General features: G+C 59.3%; 23 protein-coding genes. 4 read left to right on the top strand and 19 right to left on the bottom strand.

Annotated elements, in window-relative coordinates:
- The first annotated feature begins 34 nt into the window (after positions 1-34).
- Positions 35-262 (top strand): YheU family protein, encoded by a 228-nt coding sequence (locus tag QZR14_RS24295; protein ID WP_311997943.1) that lies wholly within the window; start codon positions 35-37, stop codon positions 260-262.
- A gap of 5 nt (positions 263-267) precedes the next feature.
- Here QZR14_RS24295 and csrA read toward each other — a convergent pair whose 3' ends face one another.
- From csrA to QZR14_RS24280, 3 genes are all read right to left on the bottom strand, one after another.
- A complete protein-coding gene (gene csrA / locus QZR14_RS24290) occupies positions 268-453 on the bottom strand; it encodes a carbon storage regulator CsrA (RefSeq protein ID WP_311997942.1) in 186 nt (61 codons plus the stop codon).
- Between the two features lie 135 nt (positions 454-588).
- On the bottom strand, positions 589-921 hold the full coding sequence (locus QZR14_RS24285) for a YnfA family protein (RefSeq protein ID WP_311997941.1): 333 nt from the start codon (positions 919-921) through the stop codon (positions 589-591).
- Positions 922-984: 63 nt separating this feature from the next.
- Positions 985-1,800: an SDR family oxidoreductase gene (locus QZR14_RS24280; RefSeq protein WP_095120542.1), complete on the bottom strand. Its 816-nt coding sequence runs from the start codon at positions 1,798-1,800 to the stop codon at positions 985-987.
- Between the two features lie 323 nt (positions 1,801-2,123).
- Here QZR14_RS24280 and QZR14_RS24275 point away from each other — a divergent pair, with 323 nt between their 5' ends.
- Positions 2,124-2,282 (top strand): DUF3309 family protein, encoded by a 159-nt coding sequence (locus QZR14_RS24275; protein ID WP_169432680.1) that lies wholly within the window; start codon positions 2,124-2,126, stop codon positions 2,280-2,282.
- A 75-nt stretch (positions 2,283-2,357) separates the two neighbouring features.
- On the opposite strand, the gene QZR14_RS24270 is transcribed toward QZR14_RS24275, so the two are convergent.
- The 10 genes from QZR14_RS24270 to QZR14_RS24225 all read right to left on the bottom strand — a co-directional run bounded on the left by QZR14_RS24270 (position 2,358) and on the right by QZR14_RS24225 (position 11,782).
- Positions 2,358-4,451, bottom strand: coding sequence for an LTA synthase family protein (locus QZR14_RS24270; RefSeq protein WP_311997940.1), 2,094 nt, complete (start codon positions 4,449-4,451; stop codon positions 2,358-2,360).
- 314 nt (positions 4,452-4,765) lie between these two features.
- Complete coding sequence (locus tag QZR14_RS24265) at positions 4,766-5,371, bottom strand: START domain-containing protein (protein WP_103305645.1); 606 nt, start codon at positions 5,369-5,371, stop codon at positions 4,766-4,768.
- Positions 5,372-5,412: 41 nt separating this feature from the next.
- Complete coding sequence (locus QZR14_RS24260; protein WP_102899999.1) at positions 5,413-5,667, bottom strand: YkgJ family cysteine cluster protein; 255 nt, start codon at positions 5,665-5,667, stop codon at positions 5,413-5,415.
- Positions 5,668-5,832: 165 nt separating this feature from the next.
- Positions 5,833-6,303: a translation initiation factor 2 gene (locus QZR14_RS24255; protein WP_250606002.1), complete on the bottom strand. Its 471-nt coding sequence runs from the start codon at positions 6,301-6,303 to the stop codon at positions 5,833-5,835.
- 78 nt (positions 6,304-6,381) lie between these two features.
- Positions 6,382-7,821: an aminotransferase-like domain-containing protein gene (locus QZR14_RS24250; RefSeq protein WP_016985994.1), complete on the bottom strand. Its 1,440-nt coding sequence runs from the start codon at positions 7,819-7,821 to the stop codon at positions 6,382-6,384.
- 202 nt (positions 7,822-8,023) lie between these two features.
- Positions 8,024-8,836, bottom strand: a complete 813-nt coding sequence (locus QZR14_RS24245) for an OmpA family protein (protein WP_311997939.1) — start codon at positions 8,834-8,836, stop codon at positions 8,024-8,026.
- Positions 8,833-9,189: a DUF4398 domain-containing protein gene (locus QZR14_RS24240; RefSeq protein WP_250606000.1), complete on the bottom strand. Its 357-nt coding sequence runs from the start codon at positions 9,187-9,189 to the stop codon at positions 8,833-8,835. The genes QZR14_RS24245 and QZR14_RS24240 overlap by 4 nt, the downstream gene beginning before the upstream one ends.
- Positions 9,190-9,198: 9 nt before the next feature.
- Positions 9,199-10,020, bottom strand: coding sequence for a substrate-binding periplasmic protein (locus QZR14_RS24235; protein ID WP_250605999.1), 822 nt, complete (start codon positions 10,018-10,020; stop codon positions 9,199-9,201).
- 80 nt (positions 10,021-10,100) lie between these two features.
- The gene (locus QZR14_RS24230) at positions 10,101-11,030 is read right to left on the bottom strand and encodes an electron transfer flavoprotein subunit alpha/FixB family protein (RefSeq protein ID WP_311997938.1); all 930 of its coding nucleotides are present in this window, start codon (positions 11,028-11,030) and stop codon (positions 10,101-10,103) included.
- Between the two features lie 2 nt (positions 11,031-11,032).
- Positions 11,033-11,782, bottom strand: a complete 750-nt coding sequence (locus QZR14_RS24225; RefSeq protein WP_007908338.1) for an electron transfer flavoprotein subunit beta/FixA family protein — start codon at positions 11,780-11,782, stop codon at positions 11,033-11,035.
- Between the two features lie 549 nt (positions 11,783-12,331).
- On the opposite strand from QZR14_RS24225, the gene QZR14_RS24220 reads away from it, so the two are divergent.
- On the top strand, positions 12,332-13,996 hold the full coding sequence (locus QZR14_RS24220) for an electron transfer flavoprotein-ubiquinone oxidoreductase (protein WP_250605997.1): 1,665 nt from the start codon (positions 12,332-12,334) through the stop codon (positions 13,994-13,996).
- Between the two features lie 183 nt (positions 13,997-14,179).
- Here QZR14_RS24220 and QZR14_RS24215 read toward each other — a convergent pair whose 3' ends face one another.
- Positions 14,180-15,070: an AraC family transcriptional regulator gene (locus QZR14_RS24215; RefSeq protein WP_090288604.1), complete on the bottom strand. Its 891-nt coding sequence runs from the start codon at positions 15,068-15,070 to the stop codon at positions 14,180-14,182.
- Positions 15,071-15,262: 192 nt separating this feature from the next.
- Here QZR14_RS24215 and QZR14_RS24210 point away from each other — a divergent pair, with 192 nt between their 5' ends.
- Positions 15,263-16,315: an NAD(P)-dependent alcohol dehydrogenase gene (locus tag QZR14_RS24210; RefSeq protein ID WP_183785949.1), complete on the top strand. Its 1,053-nt coding sequence runs from the start codon at positions 15,263-15,265 to the stop codon at positions 16,313-16,315.
- On the opposite strand, the gene QZR14_RS24205 is transcribed toward QZR14_RS24210, so the two are convergent.
- The 5 genes from QZR14_RS24205 to QZR14_RS24185 form a co-directional block, all read right to left on the bottom strand.
- A complete protein-coding gene (locus tag QZR14_RS24205) occupies positions 16,312-17,115 on the bottom strand; it encodes an IclR family transcriptional regulator (protein ID WP_034155326.1) in 804 nt (267 codons plus the stop codon). The two genes, QZR14_RS24210 and QZR14_RS24205, sit on opposite strands and share 4 nt — an antisense overlap.
- A gap of 61 nt (positions 17,116-17,176) precedes the next feature.
- On the bottom strand, positions 17,177-18,487 hold the full coding sequence (locus QZR14_RS24200; RefSeq protein ID WP_311997937.1) for an MFS transporter: 1,311 nt from the start codon (positions 18,485-18,487) through the stop codon (positions 17,177-17,179).
- 190 nt (positions 18,488-18,677) lie between these two features.
- The gene (dgoD, locus tag QZR14_RS24195) at positions 18,678-19,826 is read right to left on the bottom strand and encodes a galactonate dehydratase (protein ID WP_007908327.1); all 1,149 of its coding nucleotides are present in this window, start codon (positions 19,824-19,826) and stop codon (positions 18,678-18,680) included.
- A 45-nt stretch (positions 19,827-19,871) separates the two neighbouring features.
- Positions 19,872-20,492 (bottom strand): 2-dehydro-3-deoxy-6-phosphogalactonate aldolase, encoded by a 621-nt coding sequence (locus tag QZR14_RS24190; protein WP_311997936.1) that lies wholly within the window; start codon positions 20,490-20,492, stop codon positions 19,872-19,874.
- Positions 20,493-20,511: 19 nt separating this feature from the next.
- Positions 20,512-21,501 (bottom strand): 2-dehydro-3-deoxygalactonokinase, encoded by a 990-nt coding sequence (locus tag QZR14_RS24185; protein WP_311997935.1) that lies wholly within the window; start codon positions 21,499-21,501, stop codon positions 20,512-20,514.
- Between the last annotated feature and the right edge of the window lie 103 nt (positions 21,502-21,604).

Below are 21,604 nucleotides of genomic sequence, written 5' to 3'. Positions count from 1 at the left end.
GTAGCATCGCGCCATTGATTCAGCCGAGGTGCCCATGCTCATTCCCCACGACCAACTTGAAGTCGACACCCTCACCCGCCTCATCGAAGATTTCGTCACCCGCGACGGGACCGACAACGGCGATGACACGCCGCTGGAAACCCGCGTGCTGCGCGTGCGTCAGGCACTGACCAAAGGCCAGGCGCTGATCGTCTTCGACCCGGAAAGCCAGCAGTGCCAGTTGATGCTCAAGCACGACGTGCCCAAGCACCTGTTCGATTGAACGCCTCAGCGCCGCTTTTCGGTGGCCTGCTTGCGCTTGATCCGGTCATAGACCTCCGAGCGATGCACATTGACCTTTTGCGGGGCTTCGACGCCAAAGCGCACGTTGGAACCGTTCACCGACAGCACGCGCAGGGAAATGTCGTCGCCGATTGAAATCAACTCACCAACGACACGGCTGAGTACAAGCATGAGATTCGTCCTTCAGGGTTAGCCAGCCCTGAAGATGCGCGGCTTGCTGCGGCTCCACAATGCGCGCCGAGCAAATCAGTTTTGCCTTACACCCTTGTTCGCGTTGAGCCGTCAGACGTTTCCCACAAACAGCCTTTAGGCAGCGGAAAAGCGTGGCCCGAACAGAATCACGCTGGCGCCGATTACGCACAGCGCCACGCCGACCCAGTCCGAACCCAATGGCCGCACGCGCTCGACCACCATCAGCCAGCCAATCGAAGCAACGATGTAGATCCCGCCGTACGCGGCATAGGCTCGCCCGGCATAGCTGGCTTCAACACGGGTCAGCAACAGGGCGAACAGGGTCAGGCTGAGCAGCGCAGGGATCACCCACAAAGCACTTTTGCCTTGGCGCAGCCACATGAAAAAGCCGAAACAACCGGCGATTTCAAACAGCGCCGCGAGAAAAAACCACAAGTAATTGAGCATTGATGCGTCTCGACAGGGTGACCATTGCGGCCACCCTAACGACGCCGTCTGCAACGGGCAAGGTCAGCCGTTGTTCTGTTTGGCTTTGGCGCGCATTTTTTCCGCCATTGAGGTCATTTCGTTGTAGAGCAGCTGCGGGTTCTTCTGCTTGATGGCCCAGGCCATGCGCCCTTGTTCGTGGGGCAGGATCATGAACTCGCCAGCGGCAACTTGCTGATAGATGTAGTCAGCGATGTCCGCCGCGGTAATCGGCGAACTTTCCAGCAACTTGCCGACCTGGGCTTTCATCGCCGGGGTCGGGCCACGGAACGAATCGAGCAAGTTGGTCTGAAAGAACGACGGGCACACCACATGCACGCCGACTTCCTGCTGCGCCAGTTCGATCAGCAAGCTTTCCGACAGGGCTACCACGCCGGCCTTGGCCACGTTGTAGTTGCTCATCGCCGGGCCTTGCATCAGTGCTGCCATGGAGGCGATGTTGATGATTTTGCCTTTGCTTTGTTCAAGCAGCGGCAGGAACGCCTTGCAACCCTTGACCACGCCCATCAGGTTGATCGCGATCTGCCAGTCCCAGTCTTCCAGCGACAGTTCACTGAAGAAACCACCCGAGGCCACACCGGCGTTGTTGACGATGATGTCGATGCCGCCGAGTTTTTCTTCGCAGGCCTGAGCGAACGCGGTGAGCTGGCTGTAATCACGCACATCGCAGCGCTGGGTAAAACCGTCGCCACCGGCCTCGCGGACCATTTTCAGGGTTTCCTGCAGGCCGGGTTCACTGACATCGGACAAGGCCAGTTGCCAGCCTTCACGCGCCCAGCGCAGCGCGATTTCGCGACCCAGGCCCGAGCCCGCACCAGTGATCATCATGCGATTTTGCATAGCAGACAGCCTTGTTGTTCCGGGGAAGATGCGCGGAGTGTAGCGAAGGATCGACGCGCGCCCACGCTCCATCAGATTGCTGAATGGAGGATCAAAAGGCCGCAGCCTGCGGCAGCTTCTGCACGCGTTCAATGTAGGAGCTGCCGCAGGCTGCGATCTTTTGATCTTGCGCTTTAAAAGAAATAAGCGAGCAATCCAAATACATTAAAAAAACATTGAATTTTCTTTCATGCGCACCGGTCGGAATTTATAAGCCGTCTGGAATTACTTAGTCTCCAGTCGCCCTTGAATACCAAGACTTCTCGAACACTATCAACAAGGAAATCGACATGGGCACAATTCTAATCATTATCCTGATCCTGTTGCTGATCGGTGGTCTGCCGGTCTTCCCGCACTCCAGAAGTTGGGGTTATGGTCCTTCGGGCATTATCGGCGTGGTGTTGGTAGTACTGTTGGTGCTGCTGTTGCTCGGTCGGATATAACGATTCAAATGCAAAAAAAAGAGGCCCTGTTCAGGGCCTCTTTTTTATTGCGCGGATTTTACTGTCGGCAAGCGATCAATCCGGCTTGCCGTGAATGACACCGGCAGTGTTGTCCATCAGGCTCTTTGTCGCTGTTTGCAGGAACGCTTCCAGCTTGAGTTTCAACTCGGCAGTGCGCGGTGCGTCCGGAACAACCTCGGCGTGCGGATTGGCACCCAACTGGTACTGCCAGATCTTCGGCCCCATGTCCTTGTCTCTCGGCAACACCAGGATCTGGTCGGCGGTGACGATGGCGGTGGTCTGCTCGCTGCCCGACGGCTTGATCACACCGAAACCGGTGTCGCCTTCCGGCAGGTTGAGCAGGTCACGGCCCCAGCACTGATGACGCACTTCGCCACCGAGCCGGCCCATGATGGTCGGCACGATGTCGATCTGCGTGCCCACGGTGTGGTCACGGGTGCCGAACTTCTCCTGGATGCCCGGCGCGATCATCAGCATCGGCACGTTGAAGCGGCCCAGGTCCATTTCGGTGATCTGGCGCTCGTTGCCGAAACCGTGGTCGCCGACGATGACGAACAGGGTTTCCTTGAAGTACGGTTCTTTGCGCGCCTTCTCGAAGAATTGACCCAGCGCCCAGTCGGAGTAGCGCATGGCGGTCAAGTGTTCGTTGAGCGAACCGCGATCGGTCACACGTTCGACCGGCAATGGCGTCGGCAAGGCGTACGGCGTGTGGTTGGACAGGGTTTGCAGCAGTGCGTAGAACGGCTTGCCGTTTTCCCGCGCCTTGAGTTCCTGCAGGCCACGGTCAAACATGTCCTGATCGGACACACCCCAGGTCGGATCGGAGAACACCGGGTTGACGAAATCGTTACGGCCAACGAAGTTGGTCATGCCCTGGTTGCTGAAGAAGCCCGACTGGTTGTCCCAGGCGAAGTCGCCGTTGTAGACATACACATCGTCATAGTCTCGGGCGCTGAGCAACTGCGGCAGACCGGACAGCTTATGGCTGCCTTCCGGGGTCTGCATCAGGTATTCGAAACCTGGCAGGTTCGGGAAGCAGGCCATGGTCGCGAACATGCCCTGGTGGGTATGCGTGCCGTTGGAAAAGAAGCGGTCAAACAGCAGGCCTTCCTTGGACAGCTTGTCCAGGTAAGGCGTGATGTTGCCCGGCGCGCCCAACGCGCCGACCGAGTGACCGGCCATGCTTTCCATCAGGATCACGACGACGTTCTTGATCGGCAGGGTCTTGTCGGCCGGTGGCGTGTAGTCGCGGCGTACGGCGGCAATATCGGCTTCGACCAGTTTGTCGTCCGGCACCAGCAGCATATCGCGCACAACTTTCTGTGCCTGTTCCTGCGGCAGTGTGGCTTTCCAGATATTGTCGCGATCCTCGCCCATACGCGCCTTGGCGGCGCCGATCAGCGACAGCGTGCCGTTGAGGCCGAGCTGGTTGGCGAAGTTGGAGTCGGTGGTGTAGACGTCACCCCAACGCATTGGCGGGCCTTGACGCAGGGTGCCACGGGCGGAAACAACGCAGATCATCAGGCAGACCACGAACACCGCCAGACGGGTGTACCACGGCGCGACTTGGCGAGTGCTCACGCTGCCGCCGCTGAACGGGCCGCGCGGCCGGGTGGCGCGGTCGGCGCCTTTGAACGCAAGCGTCAGGATCAGCGTGCCGATCACCCACGCCAGCAGGTAGCGCACCACCGGGAAACCGTACCAGAGCATGCTCATCACGGTTTTCGGGTCTTCTTTCACGTACTGGAACACCAGACCGTTGAGGCGCTGGTGGAACTCGCGGTAGAAGTCCATCTCCATCAGGCCGAGGAACAGCGCAATGCTTGAGGCGATGGTCAGCCACAGTCTGAAGAAGCCGCGTGCGGCCATGGCGCGGGCACTGAACAGCGCCAGCACCAGCGGAATGCACACGTAAACCACCAGGCGCAGGTCGAAACGCAGGCCGTTGACGAAGGCTTCGAGGAAAGTCGAAGCCGGGGTATCGAGGATCATCTCGCGGTTGTAGACCAGCAGCGCGAGGCGCAGCACGGAAAACATCACCATCATGACCAGCGCGCAAAGCAGCGTGTAGGCCAGATGCGATTTGACGGTCGGTTGCAGCAGGCGAGCAGAAGATCGCTGCTGATTCAGGGCGTCCGGGTTTGCCATGTCGTTTTAGGACCCATTGAAAGTTGAAGTTGCAAAAAATACAGCGGCGCCATGCCCTCTATTGGTCATTCCAGACCCCGGGGCTTGCGCGGTGCGCAAATGTTGCACGATCACCCGCACCATTGCCATTGATTACTGCCCGGCCGCCAGACACTTTCATTTAGAGCGGTGGTGAACCGCGACAGCGTGCAAACAGCGCGGGCGAATTGTCAGGAACACGTTGTGAAAATTTCGTGCAGCGCATATCTGGAAACACAATATAGATACAAAACAAAACGCCCCGAATCGATCGGGGCGTTTGCTGGAACGCGAGATTACTTCTCGGCGCGTTCTTTCAAGGCTTTGAGGGTGTTGAACGGCGCATCGACGACAAACTTGTTGGCAACCATCGCCGGCACGCTGCCGCCTGGCTCAGTATGCACCTGATAGGTCACTTCGACCTGATCACCCTTGGGCACGAATTTCCAGAAACCTTTGACCTGCGTGACCCGGACAAAACCTTTCTCTTCCGGAATGTACTTCGGCAGACCTTCGAGGTTACGGGTGAGGCTGCCATCGGCGCCTTCAACGGTGGTGATGTGCAGCACCGAATCACGCGAGGTCACTGGCCACGGCGTGTTGAACTGAGTGTAGGTCCAGCTCTGATCGCCCTCGTGCTTGAGCAGCTTCTGGGACTTGCATTCGTAGATCCAGGCGCAGGCACCGGAGACGTCTTCCTGCAGGGCGCGCAGTTTGGCAATGGTGGTCTTCATCAGGGTCACACCCTGGTAGGACTTGTAATCAGAGCCCGGCACTTCGGCCAGCGAGACCTTGATGCCATCCTGTTCCTTGGCGACTTTCCAGTCCTCAGCCTGAGCGACGGACGTCGCCAGCACAGCAGTCAAACCACACAACACAGCGATACGATGCAGCGAACCCATAGTCTTGTTCCTTATTGTTGAAGTTCCGTTCGTTTGACACATTACGCCGCCGTCATTTGCTCCCACCAGCCGATCAGTTTGATCGCTTCTTCCGAGCTGCTGCCACAGACTTCGACATCCGCCGCAAAGCCGGAACAGACGGCCGGGCGTTCAGGGCGGCCGAAAATGCTGCACAGGTTTTCGACCGAGAGTTGCACGCAACGTTCGCCGGCGGGTTTGCCATCAGGCATGCCGGGAATGGGCGAACTGATGGATGGGGCAATGCAGCAAGCGCCACAGCCTTCACGGCATTTCATGACGAACGTTTCCTCGCGACGGGCGATGTGTAAAAGGGACGCGGAACAGAGTAACCGCTAAAACGGCTGTTTCAAATTCCTCAACCGGGGTTTTTAGCGATAACTGAATGTGACTGACCAGTCTCCGACAAAGCGTCTGCTCTGCGGGTCACGGACGGTTTGGATTTACTGCTTGAATTCGAAATCCAGCGCCGCACCTTCGACTTCGCGGCGCTCTTCATTGCGCAGTTGCAACTGCATTTCATTGCTGAGCAGTCGGCCGTTGAGCTGGAAGCCGTTGTTCTTCTCACCAAACATCTGCGGCAGGATCGCCTCACGCTTGGGCAACTCGACCGTGCCCTGGGGCTTCAACTCCTCGACCATGTCCTTGGGCAGGCTCAGATCGAGTTTGGCCGACGGTAACCTGGTTTTTACCACTTCGCTGGCGGGTTTGGATTTGGAGGCGACTGGCTTGCGTTTCTTGATGACTTTTTGCTGGGTTTTCTTCGCGGGAGCTGCCTTCTGCGCTGGCGTGGTTTTTTTCGCCGGGCTCGTCGCCGCTGGTTTTTCCTGAACCGCAGCGGCCACGACACCAGGCGCATGACCGATCATCAGCAAACCCAGCAAAACCCAAGCGGCAGGAAAAATCGCTTTCATGGACCCAACGACACTAACGGCAGAGGGCCATATGCTCGCTTGTTGAACGCCACAAGACAAGCATCACCCACCGCTTGTTCAGAATCCGCCAGCGGTTTCCTGACACAGTTGTGTCGCCAGCAGACCGAGCGTCATCAACGCCCGCTCCGCCTCGCGGTTCCACGGAATCCCGCAATTGAGGCGGATACAGTGGTTGAACTGCTCGGTATTACTGAAGATCAGCCCCGGCGCAATGCTGATGCCCTGCTGCAACGCGCGCACATGCAATTCCTGGGTGTTCACCCTCCCCGGCAAGCTCACCCAAAGGATGAAACCGCCCGTGGGCCGGGTCATCTGCGTGCCTTCAGGGAAGTACTGCTGCACCGCCAACTGGAACGCGCTGAGGTTTTTCCGGTATTCCTGGCGGATGTACCGTAAATGCCGGTCATAACCGCCGTTTTCCAGATAAGCGGCAATCGCCATCTGCGTCACGCTGCACGCCGAATGGGTGCTGAAGGTCTGCAAGCGCTGGATTTCCTGCTGATACTTGCCCGCGATCATCCAGCCGATGCGCACACCGGGTGACAAGGTTTTGGAGAAACTCGAACAGTAGATCACCCGATCCAGTCGGTCATAAGCCTTGAGCGCTTTGGTTTTGCCTTGCTCGAACATCAGTTCGCCATAGATATCATCTTCGACAATCTGAATATCGAAATCCGAAGCCAAGCGCAGCAACTGCTTCTGCCGCTCTTCGGGCATGGTGCCGCCCAGCGGATTGCTCAGGCGCGTGGTCAGCACCAGCGCTTTGATCGACCATTGGTTGGCGGCGAGTTGCAGGGCTTCCAGGCTCATGCCGGTGGCAGGATCGCTAGGAATTTCGATGACTTTCAAGCCGAGAAGATCGGCCAATTGCAGCAGACCGTAATAGGTCGGCGACTCCGCGGCGATCAGATCGCCCGGGCGGGTCAGCACACGCAACGACATCTGCAAGGCATCGACACAACCGTGGGTGATCACCACTTCCGAAGGATCGACCACCACACCGGCATCGCGCATGCGGATCGCCACTTGCCGGCGCAGCGGTTCAAAACCGGGGCTGAACATGTAGCTGAAGGCGCGTGGACTATGGAAACGGGTGACCTTGGCCAGTTGCTGATGCAGTGCGCGCACCGGCAAGTAATCGACACTCGGTACGGCGGCACCGAGCGGGAACACACCCTCACGGCGCGATTCGACCAGAACCTGTTGAATGATGCTGCTGCGCGTGACCAGACCGGGACGTTCAACCCGGGCAATGTCCGGCGTCGGCGCGGTCAGCGCAGGCGTTTGGTGTACGTAATAACCAGACTGCGGACGTGCGCGGATCAAGCCTTGGTCTTCGAGATTGGCGTAAGCCTGCAACACCGTCGCATGGCTGACGTTGAGCTGCGAACTCATCTTGCGCACCGAAGGCACGCGCTCCCCCGGTTGATAGACACCACGGCGGATGTCTTCGGCCAGTTGCTGAGCAATACGTTGGTAGAGCAAGAGATTGGTCATGACGCAGCACTCGATTTCACGGGCATTTTATTCTTGTGTGAAACAATACCGGAACAGTTTAGAAGTGTACTGGGACAGTTGCCACATTACTCGACCATACAGTGCGGTGTCTGCCCCCGACTGTACGGATTTGCGAGCCATTCGACAGACGTAAAAAAGCCCGGCACTGCATGACAGGCCGGGCTTTCCAGAGACGCCAGCCTCAGCGGGCGGCGCCGAGCTGGCCTTTTTCATCGGAGAAGACAATTTCCACGCGACGGTTCTGTGCCCGTCCGCGCTCGGAAGCGTTGGCATCCACCGGGTATTCGTCGCCGTAGCCTTCGACCTGAATGCGCTTGTCGTCGATGCCCAGATCCATCAGCACATCCGCCACCGATTGGGCGCGATCACGGGACAGCTTGAGGTTTTCCTGTTTGCCGCCGGTGCTGTCGGTGTAGCCCTCGATGCGCACCACGCGTTTCGGGTTCAGTTGCAGGAACTGGACAATTTTCAGCACCACGCGGTTGGCCGAGTTTTTCAGCTCTGCTTCACCGGTGTCGAACAGCACGTCACCGAGGGTCATCACCAGACCGCGATCGGTCTGCGTGGTGGCCAACGCAACGATCTGTTCTTCGAGCCATTTACCCTGCTGCTGCACGCTCAGCAGTTTCGATTCACGCAGTGCCAGTTGCAGACGCTGACGTTCCAGTTCGAGCTTGGCTGCACGCTCTTCGTTGAGCATCTGATTGGTATGCTCACGGGCGATTTCGCTATAACGCTGGCTCAAGTAGGCGTAATGCACCACGTCCGAGCCGCTGCCCCAATAGGTCGACAGGCGATCGGCACGGGCCAGGGACTCACCGGCGCGGATCACGTCTTTCGGCGCGATGCGCAGCACGTTGGAGTCTTCCTTGACCTTCTGGAAGTCGGCGCTGGCTTCTTGCAAAGCCGATTCGCTGTGTTGACCGGCGCAGCCGTAGAGGCCGACGCAACCGGCGAGCAGCACACCGCCGAGGACTTTTGACTTGAGGCTCATCGGGCATCTCCCAGTTGCTTGCGCAGACGGACGATGCGGGTGTTGAGCACATTCACCTGTTCTTCACTTTTTTGCGTCAGCACTTTGGCTTCGGCCAGACGGGCATCCAGCTCGGCCTGTTCCGAACGCATACGCGCGTTGCGGTAGGACTCGTCAGCCATGTTGCCTTTGGCGCGGTTGTACTTGGTTTCGGCCAGTTTCATTTCCGGCACTTCGTCGGCGGTGGCGCCAACAGCCTTGGCCTGGGTGATGGCTTGCTCGGTCAGGCGCATTTGTTCATTGGGTGCCGGATCGGTCGCGCAACCGGCCAGGGCCAGAACGGCCACAGCCGCGAAAAAAGGTCGAATACTCACTAAGAATCCCTACTGTTTTGGGGCACTGACAGGTTGTGGCGGCTGTTGCTGCTGCGCCTTCCAGCGCTCGATATTGCGTTGCAGCGCGGCTTCCGTCAGTCCGGACGCGGGCAATTCTGTCATCTTTTTGGCCAACTGTCCGCGCAACCACGGATCGTTGCATGCCGAGTTATGCGAAACCGCGAGAAACAACCCCGGCCGGTCGACGGGTTGTTCGAATACCAGCAGGTCATTGGCCATGCCCAGCGCCTGCGCGGCGGCCATGCCCGAGTAGCGGCCGGCGAGTACATATTCCACTTCGCCCAAGAGCAATTTCTGTAGCGCTTGAGTGAGGTTGGCTGTCCGGATCAGGGTCAGATTCTGCTCGGCGAAAGTGCCGAATGCCTGGGTCATACGAGACTTTTCCGACAAAGCCCCGCTGTGGCCGTGCAGGTCTTTGGCCTCGCTGTAGACCAGCGTCGAGCCTTTGCGCGTCCACACCAGATAATCGTTTTCCAGTAGCGGCGGATGGATGTAGTCGAGGTTTTCCAGTTCATTGAGGGTCAGCGGCGCATCGGCGAGCATGTCCATGCGTCCGCTGCGCACTTCATCAAGGGCTTGCGAGCGTTTGCCGGCGTAGAGCAATTCGACCTTTATGCCGAGGTCTTTGGCGACTTGTTGCAACAGGTCAGCGCTGGCGCCGATCAGTTGCTTGGGGTTTTGCGGGTCTTGCCACAGGTACGGCGGCGCATCCGGGCTGCCGGTGACGACGAGGCGCTCGCACTTGCCAGCGGCCAAGGCCAAACCTGGCAACAGGGCCAATCCCAACAACCATCCGCAGCGCAGATCCATGGCAACACGCTCCCACTCAAATCCGAGACAAAAAAAAGCCCGACCAACAGGCCGGGCTCTTTATAAGTGAAGCAGCTGGATTAGACCAGCTTCTCCAGCTCAGGGACGGCTTCGAACAGATCCGCCACGAGACCGTAATCGGCCACCTGGAAGATCGGTGCTTCTTCGTCCTTGTTGATCGCAACGATCACTTTGGAGTCTTTCATACCGGCCAGGTGCTGGATCGCGCCGGAGATACCGACGGCGATGTACAGCTGTGGAGCAACGATCTTGCCGGTCTGACCGACCTGCATGTCGTTGGGTACGAAACCTGCGTCGACCGCGGCGCGCGAAGCACCGACGGCAGCGCCGAGCTTGTCGGCCAGGGCGTACAGGTGTTTGAAGTTGTCGCCGTTCTGCATGCCGCGGCCGCCGGAAACGACGATCTTGGCAGCGGTCAGTTCCGGACGATCGGACTTGGCCAGTTCTTCGTTGACGAAGCTGGAAGTGCCGGCGTTGTGCGCAGCAGCAACGGCTTCAACGGCAGCCGAACCACCTTCAGCAGCAACCGGGTCGAAACCGGTGGCACGCACGGTGATCACTTTGATAGCAGCGGTCGACTGTACGGTAGCGATGGCGTTACCGGCGTAGATCGGACGCTTGAACGTGTCAGCGCTTTCGACCGAGATGATTTCGGAGATCTGGTCAACGTCCAGCTGCGCGGCAACGCGCGGCAGGATGTTTTTGCCGTTGGAGGTCGCGGCAGCCAGAATGTGGCTGTAGCCAGCGCCCAGCTCTGCTACCAGCGGAGCAACGTTTTCCGGCAGCTGATGCGCGTAAGCGGCGTTGTCAGCGTTCAGGACTTTGCTCACACCAGCGATTTTCGCAGCGGCTTCAGCCACGGCGCCAGCGCCTTGACCAGCAACCAGAACGTGGATGTCGCCGCCGATTTTGGCAGCAGCAGCCACGGTGTTCAGCGTGGCCGGGGCCAGCACTTTGTTGTCGTGTTCAGCGATTACCAAGATAGTCATTTTTAGATTACCTTCGCTTCGTTTTTCAGTTTCTCGACCAGTTCAGCCACCGACTTGACCTTGATGCCTGCGCTGCGTGCAGCCGGCGCTTCGACTTTCAGGGTCTTGTTGGTGGAGGCGGTGGAAACGCCCAAAGCGTCCGGAGTCAGCACTTCGAGAGGCTTCTTCTTGGCTTTCATGATGTTTGGCAGGGACGCGTAGCGCGGCTCGTTCAAACGCAGGTCGGTGGTGACGATCGCTGGCAGTTTCAGGGAAACGGTCTGCGCGCCGCCGTCGATTTCGCGAGTCACGGCAACGCTGTCGCCGGAGACTTCGACTTTCGAGGCGAATGTGCCCTGACCGTAGCCGCTCAGTGCCGCGAGCATCTGGCCGGTCTGGTTGTTGTCGCTGTCGATCGCTTGCTTGCCGAGGATCACCAGCTGCGGCTGTTCCTTGTCGACCACAGCCTTGAGCAGCTTGGCCACGGCGAGCGAGGTCAGATCTTCAGCGGATTCGACGAGGATGGCACGGTCGGCACCCAGAGCCAGTGCGGTACGCAGCTGTTCCTGAGCGGTGGTCGGGCCGATGGAGACGACGACGATTTCAGTCGCAACACCTTTCTCTTTCAGGCGTACGGCTTCTTCCACTGCGATTTCGCAGAACGGGTTCATCGACATCTTGACGTTGGCGAGATCGACGCCGGAATTGTCCGCCTTGACGCGAACCTTGACGTTGTAATCCACAACGCGTTTGACAGCTACAAGAACCTTCATGGATTCCTCGTTACTCTCCGGTGAAAAGAAAGTCGCCTAGGCGAACCTGGCGGTTGATGCTCATCAGGCTAAAGGGCACCTCTAAAAACGCCGACTCGGGGGTCAGGTGTTGCACGGTGTGAAAACCTGCGACCGTTCGTCAGTGGTGACCAACCAGTCATGGATCTTCACGCGGTGTAAACTGCGCGCCGGACCTGCGCTGCGCATCACCTTCTACTGCCTGTGCCCTGTCTTTAGACGTGCTCTTGAAACCGCCAGTCTGCCTACGACGAGCGCAAAACCGCCCGTATCTTGACCGGAACGCCTATTCCGGTCAATACAGCAAAATGACCATTCATAAGCCGCGCTTCTTTGATTTCTCTGGGCTGGAGCCGATTCAAACAAACGTTTGTATTGGACGCTCAGAGTGGTGTAGATATAATGCGCCGCCTAGAGAGAAAGGTCGGTCTCCAATATTCCCCTTGACGTTAACGTAAAGGAATAGCGGATGCGACATCAAACCTCCAAATTAGAAAAAAAAACTGTTGAGCCTTGAGTAGGAGATAGCCTGTGGAACGCGAATACATGGAATTCGACGTGGTCATCGTCGGTGCCGGCCCCGCTGGCCTGTCCGCCGCCTGCCGTCTGAAGCAGAAGGCCGCCGAAGCCGGTAAGGAAATCAGCGTCTGCGTGGTCGAAAAAGGCTCCGAAGTCGGCGCACACATCCTTTCCGGTGCCGTGTTCGAACCACGCGCTCTGAACGAACTGTTCCCGGACTGGAAAGAACTCGGCGCCCCGCTGAACACCCCGGTCACCCGCGACGATATTTTCGTCCTGAAAAACGCCGACAGCGCGCAAAAGATTCCTGACTTCTTTGTGCCCAAGACCATGCACAACGAAGGCAACTACATTATTTCCCTCGGCAACCTGTGCCGCTGGCTGGCCCAGCAGGCCGAGAACCTTGGCGTAGAAATCTATCCGGGCTTCGCCGCTCAGGAAGCACTGATCGACGAGCAAGGCGTGGTGCGCGGGATCATCACCGGTGATCTGGGCGTCGACCGCGAAGGCAACCCGAAAGAAGGCCTGTACACCCCGGGCATGGAATTGCGTGGCAAGTACACGCTGTTCGCCGAAGGCTGCCGGGGCCACATCGGCAAACAACTGATCAAACGCTACAACCTGGACAGCGATGCCGACGCCCAGCACTACGGCATCGGCCTGAAAGAAATCTGGGAAATCGACCCGGCCAAACATCAGCCAGGCCTGGTAGTCCACACCGCCGGCTGGCCGCTGGACATCATGGGCACCGAAAACACCGGTGGCTCGTTCCTTTATCACCTGGAAAACAACCAGGTGGTGGTTGGTCTGATCGTTGACCTGTCCTACAGCAACACCTACCTGTCGCCGTTCGACGAGTTCCAGCGCCTCAAGCATCACCCGGTGCTGGCCCAGTACCTGGAAGGCGGCAAGCGTGTCAGCTACGGCGCTCGCGCCATCTGCAAAGGCGGCCTGAACTCGCTGCCGAAAATGGTTTTCAAGGGTGGCGCGCTGATCGGTTGCGACCTCGGCACCCTGAACTTCGCCAAGATCAAAGGCAGCCACACCGCGATGAAGTCCGGCATGCTCGCCGCAGAATCGGTGGCTGACGCACTGTTCGCGGAAAAGGACGGCACTGAAGAACTGACCACTTACGTCGACGCGTTCAAGAAGAGCTGGCTCTACGACGAACTGTTCGCCAGCCGCAACTTCGGCCCGGCGATCCACAAGTTCGGCGCCATCGTCGGCGGCGGTTTCAACTGGCTGGACCAGAACATCTTCGGCGGCAAACTGCCGTTCACCCTGCACGACACCAAGCCGGATTACGCCTGCCTCAAGCTCGCGGCCGACTGCAAGAAGATCGACTATCCGAAGCCGGACGGCAAACTCAGCTTCGACAAACTCAGCTCGGTGTTCATCTCCGGTACCAACCACGAAGAAGAGCAGCCGTGCCACCTGAAGCTGACCGACCCGAGCATCCCGATCAGCAAGAACCTGCCGCTGTACGACGAACCGGCTCAGCGCTACTGCCCGGCCGGCGTGTACGAAGTGATCACCAAGGAAGACGGCGAAAAACGCTTCCAGATCAACGCCCAGAACTGCGTGCACTGCAAGACCTGTGACATCAAGGACCCTTCGCAGAACATCACCTGGGTGACGCCGGAAGGCGCTGGCGGTCCGACTTACCCGAATATGTAAGTCGAACCGCTGAACATCAAGGCTCCCGAATCGGGGGCCTTTTTGTTGCCCAAAATTTACTGCATCACTTGACTCCCTGTGGGAGCTGGCTTGCCAGCGATGGCGGTGGATCAGGTGACATCTATGTTGAATGTGCCGGCCTCATCGCTGGCAAGCCAGCTCCCACAGGGATTGTGAAAATCCTCAGGCAGCGCGCTCGTCACCCGGGCTACGCTCGAAGTAGCGTTTGTACTCGCGGCTGAACTGCGACGTACTCTGATACCCTACCCGATGCGCGACCTGCGCCACCCCCAGACCTTCAGCCACCAACAACGTCTGCGCTTTCAACAACCGTAAACGCTTCAAATACTGCACTGGCGACAACAACGTGCTGCGTTTGAAATGCTCATGAAAGGTCGACACGCTCATGTTCGCGCAACTCGCCAGGGTCTCGACATTCAACGGCTCGGTGTAATGCGCATGCAGATGACTGATCGACGCCGCCACCCGTGCGAACTGCCCCTGTTGCTCAACCAATGCCCGCAATACATCGGCCTGTGGTCCGCGCAAGGCGACGAACAACAACTCGCGCACCCGCGCCGGCCCCAGAATCTGACACTCCAGCGGATCATGCAGGCAACTGAGCAAGCGCTCGACACAGCCGCGCATGCCATCGTCAAGCACCACCGAGGTCATCGACTCCGGCGTCTGCGCAGGGATATGCCGGCCCGGCGCCAGCCCCATGGCCAACACCAGTTCACCGAGCAACACCCGATCAATCGCCACCGAAACACCGAGCAACGGCGCATCCGGCAAGGCAAAGGTCTCGCACTCGAACGGCACCGGCAGTGCCTGAATCAGATAGTGCCCGGCGCCGTACTCCATGGTGCGCGGCCCGAGAAACGCCAGTTTGCTGCCCTGGGCGATGATCATCAGGCTCGGCTCATAAATGTGCGGTCCACGGGCAACGTCGCAACTGGCACGCAAAATCTGCACGCCGGGCAGCCCGGTCTGGCTGTAACCATCGCGCAGCGCCAGCGGTTCGATCAGCGAAACCAGCCGGGCATTGGCATCAAGATGACGGGTCAATTGCATCGAATTGTTCTTCACAAAAAAACACGAAAATAAGGGATGAAAGCATCATCGCAGATCCTTTTGCCAATGCGACCGATCAAACCTGCATGCCGGAGGATTAGGCATGAGACCCGGAGAAATCGTCATGGCCGGAGCGACAGTCGGCGCCCAGAATGCGCCGCCTCACTTGTTCCTGCTTTTGCGAGGTTTCATATGTACACCGCTATCGGTTATGCCGCCCAATCGGCCACCACTCCCCTCGCCCCGATGAAATTCGAACGCCGCAGTCCTCGTGCCGACGACGTAGCGATCGAGATTCTGTATTGCGGCGTCTGCCACTCCGACATCCACCAGGCGCGCAATGAATGGGGCATCGCTGTTTACCCCTTGATGCCGGGCCACGAGATCGTCGGAAAAGTCACCGCCGTCGGTGCGAATGTCACCCAACACAAAGTAGGCGATCTGGTCGGAGTTGGCTGTATGGTCGACTCGTGCCGCACCTGCGCCGCCTGCCAGCAGAACCTTGAGCAGTACTGCCTCGAAGGCCCGACCATGACCTACGCCACCCCGGATCGGGTCGATGGCAGCAACACCATGGGCGGTTATTCGGACAGCATCGTCGTCAGCGAGCACTTCGTCGTGCGCATTCCGGAGAAACTCGACCTGGCCAGCGCCGCGCCGATCCTCTGCGCCGGCATCACCACCTATTCGCCGCTCAAGCACTATGGCGTCAAGGCCGGCGACAAGGTCGGGATTCTCGGCATGGGCGGCCTCGGCCACATGGGCATCAAGTTCGCCAAGGCGATGGGTGCGGAAGTCACGCTGTTCACCCGCTCGGCGAGCAAGGCTGAAGAAGGTCGTCGTCAGGGCGCCGATCATGTAATCGTCTCCACCGACGCCGAGCAGATGGCCGCCGCCGCAGGCCGGTTCGACTTCCTGCTCGACACCATTCCGGTGCAGCACGACCTCAACCCGTACCTGCAAACCCTGCGCTTTGATGGCGTGCATATTCTGGTGGGGCTGATCGAACCGATCGACCCGCCGGTGCACGCCGCCAACCTGGTGCTGGGCCGCCGCGTACTGGCCGGTTCGTTGATCGGTGGCATTGCCGAAACCCAGGAAGTGCTGGATTTCTGCGCCGAGCACAACATCACCTGCGACATCGAAATGCTCGACATCCGCCAGATCAACGAGGCTTACGCGCGCATGATCGCCGGCGACGTGAAATACCGTTTCGTGATCGACATGGCGACGCTCAAGGTTTAAACCTTTAAACCCAGTTCCGCCGAGAGCCGGGCTGTGACCCCTTTGATCAGAGGAATCAGCTCGGCCATTTTTTCCAGCGGCATGTACGGCACGGTGCTGGCGATACTGATCGCCGCCACGATGCCCTTGCTCGCATCCCGAATCGGCGCCGCCACGCAGCGGATCGACGGTTCGTTGTCCTCCAGATCGAAGGCGTAGCCACCGGCGACGTACTCGGTCATGCGCTGCTCCAGCTGTTCCCAGGACTGCTGGGGATGCTGCGGCCAGAACTGACTTTTCCCACCCGCCGGCAGACTGATGTCGTACAGCCGTTGCCAATCTTTCGGCGAATCATCGAGCATCAACGCCTTGCCAATCCCGGTGCGTGCCAGCGGCATGCGATGGCCGACCCGCGAACGCATTTCCGGGCCGTTGCGCCCTGGGTTCTTCAGCAGATACAGCACTTCATCGCCTTCGCGAATGCCCAAGTGCACGGTGTCACCGGTCAACGCTGACAACTCGTCCAGATACGGCCCGGCCAAGGTCACCAGCGGCAACTCTTCGCGGGCCTGAAAACCCAGCTCGATCAGCTTCGGCCCGAGCAGATAACCGACTTGCGGTACCACGCGCAGATAGCGCTCGTCGACCAGGCAACTGGCCAGACGATGGGTGGTGCTGCGCGTGGTGCCGATCAGCCGGGCAATCTCCTTGAGATCGCGGGCGCCACTGGCCACCGCTTGCACCACACCGAGGCCGCGCAACAGCGTCTGCGTGCCGGTGGGCGCGGCGTCCTTGGTTTTTTCCGGAGCGTCTTCCTGCATATCCAGCCTTTTACCGTTGAGCGAGGGAACGGGCGGCATTATGGTCGCCCGACGCAGACCACTACAACTCGATACGCTCGACCTTGCCGACCAGCAACACGTAGGACAAGGCACCGATCAATGCGAGAACCGCGATGTAGGTGATCGCCGGCGCGAACGAATCGCCGCTGGCAAGGAAACCGATAACGATCGGCGTGGCAATCGCCGACAGGTTGCCGATGAAGTTGAACACCCCGCCGGTCAACCCCAACAATCGCGCCGGCGCCAGCGTCGAGACCAGCGACCACGTGATGGAGGCCAGACCGTTGCCGAAAAATGCCAGCGCCAGAAAGGCAATCACCAGCGGCGTCGACTCAACGAAGTTGGCGCCGATGATCGAAGTGGAAATCAGCAAGCCGCCAATGATCGGCAGCTTGCGCGCAAAGCCGACGGTGTAGCCGCGACGAATCAGGAAGTCGGAAAAGAACCCCGAACACAGCACACCAATGAACGCGGCGAGAAACGGTAGCGACGCCAACAGGCCGGACTTGATGAAGTCCATGCCGCGATATTTCACCAAGTAGGTCGGGAACCAGGTGAGGAAAAACCACAGCGTCGAGTTCAGGCAGAACTGACCGAGGTAGATGCCCCACAACTTGCGTTTGGTCAGGACGATGCCGAGATCGGTCCAACTGAACTTGGCTTTGACCTTGGCCGTCTCCTGCTGAATATCGACCAGACCACCGCCCTCGCGGATCAGGTCGATTTCTGCCTCGTTGGCGCCTTTGAAATCCCGTGGCTCGCGATACACCGCGTACCAGATCGCCGCCCAGAGAATGCCGACCGCGCCAGTGACGACGAACACCATGTGCCAGCCGAACTCATGCTGCAGCCAAGCCAGAACCGGCGTAAGGAATGCCAGACCGACGAACTGCCCTGAGGTGTAGAAACCGATCGCGGTAGCGCGTTCACGCTCGGGGAACCAGGTCGTCACCACGCGGCTGTTGATTGGATAAGCCGGTGCTTCCAGCGCGCCGACCGCCATGCGCAGCACGAACAGCGCAATGAAACTGGCGGCGAAACCGAGCATCACCGTCGCCAGCGACCACAGCAGCAACGCAACGCTATACAGAATGCGCGGCGGCACACGATCCACCAGCCAACCGCCGGGGATCTGCATGGCGGCGTAGGTCCAGCCGAATGCGGAGAAGATCAGACCGACGTGAATCGGATCGATGCCCAGCTCACTGGTCAGCGCCGGTGCGGCAATCGACAGGTTGCTGCGGTCGAGGTAGTTGATGACCACGGTGATAAACAGCAACACCATGATGAAAAACCGCTTACGGCTGGGCGTGACTAAAGACGCCTGCCCGGTGAGGGTTTGCGGTTGCATGGGGAGAGCCTCTTTTTATGTTTATTGAGGTCGGCCTGAGGCCTGCACTGCACTCTGTCTGATCGTTCCCACGCTCCGCGTGGGAATGCAGCCCGGGAAGCTACGCGTCCCAAAAGCGGACGCAGAGCGTCCATAGAGGCATTCCCACGCAGAGCGTGGGAACGATCTCATTGGGTGAATCAGAAGGGACTCACCACTCGGCAAAACTGCCATCGGCATGGCGCCAGATCGGGTTGCGCCAGCGGTGGCCGACTGCCGCACGCTCGATCACGTATTCCTCGTTGATCTCGATGCCCAACCCCGGGCCGTTGGGGATCTTCACGAAGCCTTTGTCATAATCGAAGACCCGCGGATCCTTGACGTAATCGAGCAAGTCATTGCTCTCGTTGTAATGGATGCCCAGGCTTTGCTCCTGGATAAACGCGTTGTAACAAGCCGCGTCCAGTTGCAGACACGCCGCCAGCGCAATCGGCCCCAGCGGGCAATGCAGCGCCAGCGCGACGTCGTAGGCTTCGGCCATGTTGGCGATCTTGCGGGTTTCGGTGATGCCGCCCGCATGGGAGGCATCGGGCTGGATGATGTCGACGTAGCCTTCGCTCAACACCCGTTTAAAGTCCCAACGCGAGAACAGCCGCTCACCGAGGGCAATCGGCGTGCTGGTCAACGGCGCCAGCTCTTTCAAGGCTTCATAGTTTTCGCTGAGCACCGGTTCTTCGATAAACATCAGTTTGTACGGATCGAGTTCCTTCATCAGCACCTTGGCCATTGGCTTGTGCACGCGGCCGTGGAAGTCGACGCCGATGCCGACGTTCGGCCCGACCGCGTCACGCACCGCAGCAACGTTGGCCAGGGCCAGATCGACTTTCTCGAAGGTGTCGAGGAACTGCAGCTCTTCGGTGCCGTTCATTTTCACTGCGGTAAAACCACGGCTCACCGCCTCTTTCGCCGCACGGGCGGTGTCGGCCGGACGGTCGCCGCCGATCCACGAATACACGCGAATTTTGTCGCGCACCTGGCCGCCAAGCAGATCACTGACCGAAACGCCAAGGGCCTTGCCCTTGATGTCCCACAGCGCCTGATCGATACCGGCCAGCGCGCTCATGTGGATCGCGCCGCCACGGTAGAAACCGCCGCGATAGAGCACGGTCCAGATGTCCTCGATATTGCGTGGGTCTTTGCCGATCAAGTAGTCGGACAATTCTTCAACGGCAGCCGCGACGGTGTGCGCGCGCCCTTCAACCACGGGTTCGCCCCAACCGGTCACGCCTTCGTCGGTTTCGACCTTGAGGAAGCACCAGCGCGGCGGGACGATGAAGGTGGTGAGTTTGGTGATTTTCATCTTTTTGTCTCTCTTGTAGATGCAGCGCTCGCAGCGCCAAAAGTCTTAGCGAAGCGCTTTCCAGGCGGCCACGTAGGCCTTGGCATTCACGGCCACTTGTTCTGGCGTCATGCCCGGTTTGAAAAGGCCGGAACCGAGACCGAAACCTTTTACGCCGGCATCGATAAACGCCTGCATGTTGTCCGGGGTGATACCGCCGACCGGCGCCAGCACTGTCCCGGATGGCAACACCGCGAGCCAGGCTTTGACGACCGCCGGGCCCATCTGCTCGGCCGGGAACAACTTAAGAATGTCCGCGCCCTCCGCCAGCGCCGCGAAGGCTTCGGTCGGCGTCGCGACGCCCGGCGACAGAAATAGCCCCGCCGCTTTCGCCGCTCGCAATACCCTGGCGTCGCTGTGCGGCATGACGATCACTTGGCCGCCGGCTTCTTTCACCAACTCGACCTGCTCCGGGGTCAACACCGTACCGGCACCGATCAGGCAATCGGCGGGCAAAGTCTTGCGCAGGATGCGGATACTTTCGTACGGCGAAGGGGAATTGAGCGGTACTTCGATGACGCGAAATCCGGCCGCATACAGGACTTCTCCGACAGCGGCGGCTTCCTGCGGATGCAGGCCACGCAGGATCGCGATCAGACCGTTTTGTGCCAATGCTTGCTTGAGCATGTCAGGCCTCCAGTCAGGGTTAACGGGATGAGGAATCAATCAGTCCGGCAGCCAGCGCCAGTTGCCACAGACCACGCTCGGTGGCCTGTTCGGCCAGCGTCACGTTGGCGAAACCACAGGCATCGAGGCCGCGGCTGTAGCGCGCACAGAGTTGCGCGTTGCCGATAAGGATGATCGAAGGGAGATTCGTGTTGTTGCGACGACGTCGCTGAACCGTGGCGAGCGCCGCCAGTTCATGGCCGATCATCAGGCCGGACAGATAATCCGCCTGCGCCGTCGGGCCGAGTTCGCCGGTCAGGCCCAGGGTCCGCGCGCTGAACAAGGTCGAAAGCACACCCAACTCGCCCTCCGCCGATTGTGCAATCTGCAAACCTCGGTCGAACGCCTGACTGTCGAATGTCGCACTGTGTTGTTGGGTACGACCGAGAATGCTGTGTTCGCTGAGCACGGCGAATACTTCGCCGGTCATGAACGTGTCGAAATGGGTGATGCAGCCATCGACCACCTCCACCCATTTCGAATGGCTACCGGGCAGTCCGATCAGCAGATCATTGCCCGCCTCGACCGGCAGATTCTGCAGCACGCCAAGCACTTGGGTTTCTTCGCCGCGCATCACATTCGGCAGACGCGAACGCTGGATCACGCCCGGCACGATATGCACCACGGTGCCGCGCAGGCTGACAACTGTTTGTAAGGAGTTTCCGAGATTGGCGACGTTCGCCGGCGTCTCGCAGTAGGCCGCTTCACGCCAGCCCTGCGCACTGCCGACCATACCGCAGGCAATCACCGGCAGATTTGGTTGCGCATCGAGCCAGTCGCCGCACGCCTCGTCGAACGCCAGTTCAAAACCATCGGCGCATTCGCGACCATTGATGATTCGCGGGGTCTTGGGCAACTGCATGATCCCGGACGACAGCGCGCGCTGCTCCAGCACCACACCGCCCGCCGCGAGTTTGTAAGCACGTAATGAGGTCGTACCCCAGTCGAGCGCGATCAATTGCGCCAGCATCGCTTCACCTGTTTTGTTTTTGGCAGTGAGTGCGACGGACTATAGACCTCCCAGACGGAAAATCTCAATATGTAATTTTACATCCCATATTTTGGGATTATCA

Origin of the sequence: Pseudomonas sp. rhizo66 (assembly GCF_031931925.1) — a bacterium.
Taxonomy (GTDB): Bacteria; Pseudomonadota; Gammaproteobacteria; order Pseudomonadales; family Pseudomonadaceae; genus Aquipseudomonas.
This window is presented reverse-complemented; position numbering and strand designations above follow the sequence as displayed.

Bases quoted from the DNA above. Each gene is read 5' to 3' on its own strand.
- QZR14_RS24295 (WP_311997943.1), top strand. From the start codon at position 35: ATGCTCATTCCCCACGACCAACTTGAAGTCGACACCCTCACCCGCCTC.
- csrA (WP_311997942.1), bottom strand. From the start codon at position 453: ATGCTTGTACTCAGCCGTGTCGTTGGTGAGTTGATTTCAATCGGCGAC.
- QZR14_RS24285 (WP_311997941.1), bottom strand. From the start codon at position 921: ATGCTCAATTACTTGTGGTTTTTTCTCGCGGCGCTGTTTGAAATCGCC.
- QZR14_RS24280 (WP_095120542.1), bottom strand. From the start codon at position 1,800: ATGCAAAATCGCATGATGATCACTGGTGCGGGCTCGGGCCTGGGTCGC.
- QZR14_RS24270 (WP_311997940.1), bottom strand. From the start codon at position 4,451: ATGGCAAACCCGGACGCCCTGAATCAGCAGCGATCTTCTGCTCGCCTG.
- QZR14_RS24265 (WP_103305645.1), bottom strand. From the start codon at position 5,371: ATGGGTTCGCTGCATCGTATCGCTGTGTTGTGTGGTTTGACTGCTGTG.
- QZR14_RS24260 (WP_102899999.1), bottom strand. From the start codon at position 5,667: ATGAAATGCCGTGAAGGCTGTGGCGCTTGCTGCATTGCCCCATCCATC.
- QZR14_RS24255 (WP_250606002.1), bottom strand. From the start codon at position 6,303: ATGAAAGCGATTTTTCCTGCCGCTTGGGTTTTGCTGGGTTTGCTGATG.
- QZR14_RS24250 (WP_016985994.1), bottom strand. From the start codon at position 7,821: ATGACCAATCTCTTGCTCTACCAACGTATTGCTCAGCAACTGGCCGAA.
- QZR14_RS24245 (WP_311997939.1), bottom strand. From the start codon at position 8,836: ATGAGCCTCAAGTCAAAAGTCCTCGGCGGTGTGCTGCTCGCCGGTTGC.
- QZR14_RS24235 (WP_250605999.1), bottom strand. From the start codon at position 10,020: ATGGATCTGCGCTGCGGATGGTTGTTGGGATTGGCCCTGTTGCCAGGT.
- QZR14_RS24230 (WP_311997938.1), bottom strand. From the start codon at position 11,030: ATGACTATCTTGGTAATCGCTGAACACGACAACAAAGTGCTGGCCCCG.
- QZR14_RS24225 (WP_007908338.1), bottom strand. From the start codon at position 11,782: ATGAAGGTTCTTGTAGCTGTCAAACGCGTTGTGGATTACAACGTCAAG.
- QZR14_RS24215 (WP_090288604.1), bottom strand. From the start codon at position 15,070: ATGCAATTGACCCGTCATCTTGATGCCAATGCCCGGCTGGTTTCGCTG.
- QZR14_RS24210 (WP_183785949.1), top strand. From the start codon at position 15,263: ATGTACACCGCTATCGGTTATGCCGCCCAATCGGCCACCACTCCCCTC.
- QZR14_RS24205 (WP_034155326.1), bottom strand. From the start codon at position 17,115: ATGCAGGAAGACGCTCCGGAAAAAACCAAGGACGCCGCGCCCACCGGC.
- QZR14_RS24200 (WP_311997937.1), bottom strand. From the start codon at position 18,487: ATGCAACCGCAAACCCTCACCGGGCAGGCGTCTTTAGTCACGCCCAGC.
- dgoD (WP_007908327.1), bottom strand. From the start codon at position 19,826: ATGAAAATCACCAAACTCACCACCTTCATCGTCCCGCCGCGCTGGTGC.
- QZR14_RS24190 (WP_311997936.1), bottom strand. From the start codon at position 20,492: ATGCTCAAGCAAGCATTGGCACAAAACGGTCTGATCGCGATCCTGCGT.
- QZR14_RS24185 (WP_311997935.1), bottom strand. From the start codon at position 21,501: ATGCTGGCGCAATTGATCGCGCTCGACTGGGGTACGACCTCATTACGT.